At 47.5% G+C, this 255-nt stretch carries 1 tRNA gene; it reads left to right on the top strand.

Annotated features, from left to right (window positions below):
• Positions 1-42: 42 nt before the first annotated feature.
• Positions 43-118: transfer RNA gene (locus QMX89_RS22870), tRNA-Ala, on the top strand.
• Positions 119-255 lie beyond the last annotated feature (137 nt).

The following is a 255-nucleotide window of genomic DNA, read 5'->3' as shown; positions in this document are numbered from 1 at the left end:
CCAGACCCACCAATTTTGTGTGGGAAACGCCTGTAGAAATACGGGGCCATAGCTCAGCTGGGAGAGCGCCTGCCTTGCACGCAGGAGGTCAGCGGTTCGATCCCGCTTGGCTCCACCACCACTGCTTCTGTGTTAGAGCTTAGAAATGAGCATTCCATCAAGATGATGGTGAATGTTGATTTCTAGTCTTTGATTAGATCGTTCTTTAAAAATTTGGGTATGTGATAGAAAGATAGACTGGACAGACACTTTCAC

The organism is Pseudomonas sp. PS01301, assembly GCF_029960215.1.
GTDB lineage: Bacteria > Pseudomonadota > Gammaproteobacteria > Pseudomonadales > Pseudomonadaceae > Aquipseudomonas > Aquipseudomonas coleopterorum.
The sequence above is the reverse complement of the archived record's forward strand: the minus strand, read 5'-3'. Positions and strand labels throughout refer to the sequence as shown.